The sequence below is a fragment of the Nostoc flagelliforme FACHB-838 genome (assembly GCF_014698065.1).
Taxonomy (GTDB): Bacteria; Cyanobacteriota; Cyanobacteriia; order Cyanobacteriales; family Nostocaceae; genus Nostoc; species Nostoc flagelliforme_B.
The window spans coordinates 1-5707 of the sequence record NZ_JACJSI010000369.1 but is presented as its reverse complement, the minus strand read 5'-3'; the positions used below and the strand labels follow the sequence as shown (position 1 = coordinate 5707).

The following is a 5707-nucleotide window of genomic DNA, read 5'->3' as shown; positions in this document are numbered from 1 at the left end:
TAATGCTTGATAATCTCCAGTGCTGGCTTTTCGTTGCAGCCATAGGTTGATTGTGTTTCGACTGATTTGAAAAACTTGCGCTGCTTCCGTTTTGTTCATCCCGTCTAACTCTATTGCCTGAATTACCTTCTGGCGTAAGTCGTAACTGTAAGGTTTTGGCATGAGCTTTCCTTGAGCTGAACGCTTCATCTGTATCTAGTTTTACTTTACTCACTAATTATACTGTTTGTCCTAACCGCCTTGGCGCTTGCTATAAATGAGATTTTGCAAGTTGAGGAGACGGCTCACGCGCCCTTGGGGGACGCTTCGCCTCAGATTGTTCAAGGCGTGTCAGAGAAGGAGGAAGACTCGCCTACGGCGAATGACTGCACATCGCTGATGCTTGTGGAAGCTGTACAGGGTGAATCTGCTTTGTTGTTGGCTGAAAATCAGGACTGTGGCGTTGAGCCGAAAGACTGTCATGAAGGCACTTGTTCCGCCGCGCTCGTCGCCCAAAATGAATTTTCTTCAAGTTTGGCGATCGCTAATCAAACACCAGGGCTTGTAGAACAAAGTAATTCCGCTCCGTTGTTAGTTGAAAATTCAGTTTCGGGTGGAGAAGTCAAAACAGTTTATGAGGGTGAAAGTTCCGCCATGTCCGTGCCAAATCCTGAAAAATGGTCACAGGAGACGATTGTAGCAAGGTCAAATGTGCGACCAGAGCGTATGCAAAAACTGAAAGTAGCAGGAAATTCGGGGCAGAATCCGGGGTTTGACTTTTTGCAGGAGTGTTGGGATGATCCGGCGCTGGTGATAGTGATCAAGAAGCTGGTGGCGAAGTTTCCGCAGTGGGGGGTTGCGATTGTTGATGGGGTGCTGGTGGATTGGAATCGGTAGCGATTACCATTCATGTCGTGGTTTCATGCGACATTTACGACAACTGACAACCCTCTGAGCGATGTCTGCGACGGGCTATTCGGTGTCGCGCTTCAACTGTCGGCGTATTCCAGCACCCGTTCCCATTCCCAACGCCATGCCGTCTCTAACAACATTTCCTTAGCGTTGGTGAATTAGATGAATTTAGAAGTTACGTATCGTACATAGCACTACATGGAATTTGGGTATTTCAGCCACGTTTAGTACCCAGGAACAAAACATTCTCTTATGTATTTGTTATTCAAAATCATCGTTTTGCAATATTTGAAATTGGGAAATGTAGGAAAAGTATGATGTTTTGTACCCAAGTATAAAACATTCTTTTATGTATTTGTCATTCAATATCATTGTTTTGCAATATTTGAAATTGGGAAATGTAGGAAAAGTATGATGTTTGGTAAGATCAGTTGACTAGCTTGCTGTTAGATAGTAAGTTGATCCTTAATGAAAGTAAATCTACTATTTTTTTTGTCCAATAAAGCTTTTTAAATACTTGGAAAGCTCGCCACTAATGGTTCAGATTCAGTAATAACTTTGAATTTGAAAAGATTTAATATCTTGGCAAACTTCGCTTGGACATCTGGATTTGGTTAATTCGCATTAAAGCTCTGAAAAACTTTTAGGGATTAAGTTCTCTCAAAGTTATAAAGGAATACCAAGTAACAATCAAATTCTGTATAGATAAAACTGTTTAAAGGATGAACTATGTGGTTAAATACGAGAGTAATTAAGTTTGTCAATGATTACGAATATAGAAAGTATGCAAAGTACCTGGGCTTACCTGCTTTTCATCAAATTCGGAGTATTGCTCCCTGGTGCAATCCACACGTTAATTATTCACGTAATTTCCGTTTAGATTCGCTAGAGAAAGTTTGGAACTTGCTCGATCGGCTATCAAGTCCGCTATCAAGTAAGCAATATCATTTATTGTTTGTAGATGCCAGTAAACATAATATTCCAGAAAATCATCCGAAATTAAAGTTACTCGGATATGATTTATTAGATATAGCAAGTAAATCACCTTTATAGAACTACCAACCTTGGACAAAAGCTTTAAAGCCGTTAGCTCAAAAGGTCAATCAGTATGGATTGTTCAAAAGGTCAGATGCTGTAACTGCTCAGGCTATTCTTCCCCAAGCTTGGTATAACCACCCTCATTCTGTGGTGAAAATTTGCACTTTGTTTGAAGTCTTATCTCTATAAGGAAAGATAGTTGATATCGCATATCTATAAGTTGCACTGCGAAAGAGGATCGGGGTTGTACAGTACTTTCGGCAGCTATTAGGTACATCCATCCTCAGAGATGAAAGCTATGCTACGCTACGAAAAACGCAAAGAGAAAAACTGTATTGCATAATAGCGAGAAGTTGAAATTATAGGTTAACGTACTAACTTATAGGGTAGTAGATTACGGTTTGCTATTACGCAATTACTTGGTATTTATTTGAATAAATGCGAGATATGAGCAGCAAATCAATAGGCTTTATTTTATTAACTCACACAAAGCCACGGCAAATTTACAGGTTAATAAATAAATTGAATATAATGTTTAATTATCCTGTAATTGTATGCCATCATGATTTTTCAAAATGTGATTTATCTGTAGAGATGCCAAAAAACGTCTTCCTAGTACGACCTTATATACAGACAGAATGGGGAGGTTTTTCTCTAGTAGAAGCTACGGTACGGGCACTTGAAATCATGTATAAGGCTTCTGATGTACCCGACTGGTTTGTGTTACTTAGCGGAGCAGACTATCCGATTAAAGCTGCAAGGCAAATATTGGATGAGTTAAACTCAAATCCATACGATGCTTATATTCAGTATGAGCAAATTACATATCAAACTTATAAGGATGATCTAATACCAAGTATGTTATGGTTGAAAAACTCCTATGAACGATATTGTACTAAATCGTTTATTTTCAATTATTCCAAAAAAACTTATGCTAAATTTAATCCAGAAATCCATTTGGAACATCCGTTATTAACAAAAGCTTTTCTTCCCTTTTCAAAAAAGCTTACTTGCTTTAGTGGTAGTCAATGGTTTTGCGCCAATCGCAAAGCTGCCGAGTATATTATTGATTTCCACACCAAGAAAAATGCTATAATCTCGCACTACAGTAAAATCAAGAAGTTTTCAGACGAGTCATATTTTCAAACTATACTTGCTAATGCATCCCACCTCAAGCTAAAAAATGACCGTCAGCGCTATATTGATTGGTCAGATGGAGGCCCTCATCCAAAGATATTGTTGATGGAAGACTTACCACATCTATTGGCATCATCTGCTCATTTTGCTCGGAAATTTGACATTGATATAGATAGCAAGATTCTTGATGAACTTGATATGATTATATCTGTATAACCCCATACCAATTAACTAGCTACTGGGAAATTAGTATTTTAGCTCTGTAGCTTGGCAAGTTGATAACTAGATTGTCTTTGCCTGCTTCTATTAGGGATTAATTATAGTGATCGCTCATACGGAACTGCGATCACTTCTCTACGGAATAAACTTGCCATCACTTCTATTGTTGAAGCTGCGGCTGCATATTTTTTATGCAATTGTTGTGGAGTGATGAAGGTAAAAATTCCGCCGCGCCCGTCGTAAATATTGTTGCGCGGTCAAATATGCAACCGGAGCGTATGCAGAAACTCAAAGTTGTGGCAAATTCGGGGCAGAATCCGGGGTTTGATTTTTTGCAAGAGTGTTGGGATGATCCGGCTTTGCAGATTGTGATCAAGAAATTGCTGGTGAAGTTTCCGCAGTGGGGGATTGCGATTGTGGATGGGGTGCTGATGAAGTGGAATGAGTAGCGATGGCTACGCTCGCCGCAGGCATCGCAGAACTTTTTAGTTTACTGAACTTGAATAACTCAACCACATTTCTTTGCCTTCTAGCTAAAAGTGATTAGTTTACCGAAAAAGATTAGGTAACAAATAGGTCGCCCCAGTATATAAAAGGTAAAAGGCAAAACCGAAAAACAAGGTATTCAAAACGGTGGCTACATAGCCTAAGCACATTAATATACCGTCAGATTCAATAGTTGCAACTGCCAAAAGTAACATTCCCACAGCAGGAATAGGATTGGTAGCAGGAGGATATGGCGACATTAGTAGTATTGCTAACCAGGTGAGACATATTCCATTGAACCGCCAAGTTAATGGATTTTCGGCAACCTTCTGAAAACGCGGACGGGAGATTTTTTCTAAGACTTTGGTCACACGTTGTAAATTTTTCAACAGTGTTTGAGCAAACCAATTAGGGAATTTAAGGCTGGCAATTTTTTTCGGCAGCCACGGTGTACGCCTCCCCAAAGCCATCTGTCCTGACATCAACAAGCAAGCTACACCAAGAGGAGTGCTTAATCCCGGTGGAGTGGGTATTAAAAATGGTAACACCAACAATGCAATCACTAAGCTAAAACCCCGTTCTGAGGTTTCTAAAATCACGTCACCCAGAGTCAAAGGTTTTTCAGCTAAATGTTGCAATAATGACTTTATATCTTGAGAAAATTTTAGGGTCATAAAGCTTCAGGTAATGGGTATTGCTCAAATAATTCATCAAACTTTACTGTAATCCAGACCCATAGTTTTGTGTCTGCATATTTTGACATCAGTATTTTAGTGGTTTTCTGGTAGTAATATTAGCCGCATTTATGATTAAGCAATACTATGTTTACGGAAGTTTAAACTCATACATTAGTTGTAAGTGAATCAAATAAGACAGAAAAATAAGTAAAAAACTAGAGAATTTAAATCATAAGCTGATGCGCGTCTAAAGTATATAAACACTCTTGATGGTCATTGACTGTTGACTGTTGACGGGTTTTCGGTTAATAGTCATCAGGTAAATGTACTAATTTTATGCGTAACAGCTTAGAGCAGATAAACTGAAGCTTATTCCTCAGACCCTGGAATACTTATTGCGACATATTAATAGTGATTTGGGTCAATTTATTTTACCGATTGTAGTCTTTAGCAACTAGCTGAAGCTTGCTGATTTGCTCCGGCGTTAAAAAGTTCTTGGCTGCTGGTGGCATAGTTGCTTTTAAACGACTTTCTCTTATTATGCAATTTAAGTGCCGATTAGCTTAGTCATGAAGTTGCGCCCCGTCCATGTGTTCGCCCCAAATTTGTTCCCACAAACCAGAAGGAGCATCATAAAATTGCTGAATTTGCTGGTCAAGTGTTACGCTCTTGAAAAAAGCTGTGTTAAGGGATTTCCAGAAAATAAAATGCTATGAGCCTAGCTTTCGCACCGAAGGAAGGGGCGAAAGCGGCTCAGTCCTTGGGTTGAGCCAAAATATATTTGATACGGCTGGGCATTTTATTACCTGTAGGTGCATAGGACAAAGCCGAATTAAAAAAACATACACATTAGGCTACCATGTGTGTTTTTAATTAGAATAGGGTTTTTTGCTTTACAGGGATAATAAACTCCGGTTTCTGTTCTCTGGAGAAATTTACTGATTTTCCCTTAATAAGCTGCCTTTGCTCTCCGAGGCATACCGAATGCTTCCGGAATGCCTAGTGCTTCGCCACACAAACTTTGCGTGGTGGCAAGCAGAGGTGCGAAGGGGCAGGGGTGAAAGAACTTGTACAAATCTCTTCTCTGCTCCTCTGCTCCCCTGCCGGCCTCCACCCAGCAATTTGGGTTTGGCAGACTACTAGCTAGCATGATTGAGTTTTTGAATTTGAAATTTTCAATTAATTATGACTGTTGCTCGCACAATTTGTTTGGGTTTTCTAGCTGTCATCACTGTAGGCACTATTCTGTTGATGATGCC

General features: G+C 39.6%; 6 protein-coding genes. 4 read left to right on the top strand and 2 right to left on the bottom strand.

Going from position 1 to position 5707, the window contains the following annotated elements; all coding sequences use genetic code 11:
* A partial coding sequence (locus tag H6G97_RS43925) for an IS630 transposase-related protein (protein WP_190938912.1) occupies positions 1-162 on the bottom strand: 162 nt, incomplete at its 3' end.
* 78 nt (positions 163-240) lie between these two features.
* Between H6G97_RS43925 and H6G97_RS43920 the strand changes: the two genes are divergently transcribed.
* From H6G97_RS43920 to H6G97_RS43905, 4 genes are all read left to right on the top strand, one after another.
* Positions 241-876 carry a hypothetical protein gene (locus H6G97_RS43920; protein ID WP_242056020.1) on the top strand — a complete coding sequence of 212 codons (636 nt, stop codon included), beginning with the start codon at positions 241-243 and terminating at the stop codon, positions 874-876.
* Between the two features lie 744 nt (positions 877-1620).
* Positions 1621-1944 (top strand): hypothetical protein, encoded by a 324-nt coding sequence (locus tag H6G97_RS43915; protein WP_190946774.1) that lies wholly within the window; start codon positions 1621-1623, stop codon positions 1942-1944.
* Positions 1945-2376: 432 nt separating this feature from the next.
* Positions 2377-3282, top strand: a complete 906-nt coding sequence (locus H6G97_RS43910) for a beta-1,6-N-acetylglucosaminyltransferase (RefSeq protein WP_190946773.1) — start codon at positions 2377-2379, stop codon at positions 3280-3282.
* Between the two features lie 194 nt (positions 3283-3476).
* Positions 3477-3734, top strand: coding sequence for a hypothetical protein (locus H6G97_RS43905; protein WP_242056019.1), 258 nt, complete (start codon positions 3477-3479; stop codon positions 3732-3734).
* Positions 3735-3833: 99 nt separating this feature from the next.
* Here the strand turns inward: H6G97_RS43905 and H6G97_RS43900 are convergent, their stop codons facing one another.
* A complete protein-coding gene (locus H6G97_RS43900; RefSeq protein WP_190946772.1) occupies positions 3834-4445 on the bottom strand; it encodes an exopolysaccharide biosynthesis protein in 612 nt (203 codons plus the stop codon).
* Positions 4446-5707: the final 1262 nt, after the last annotated feature.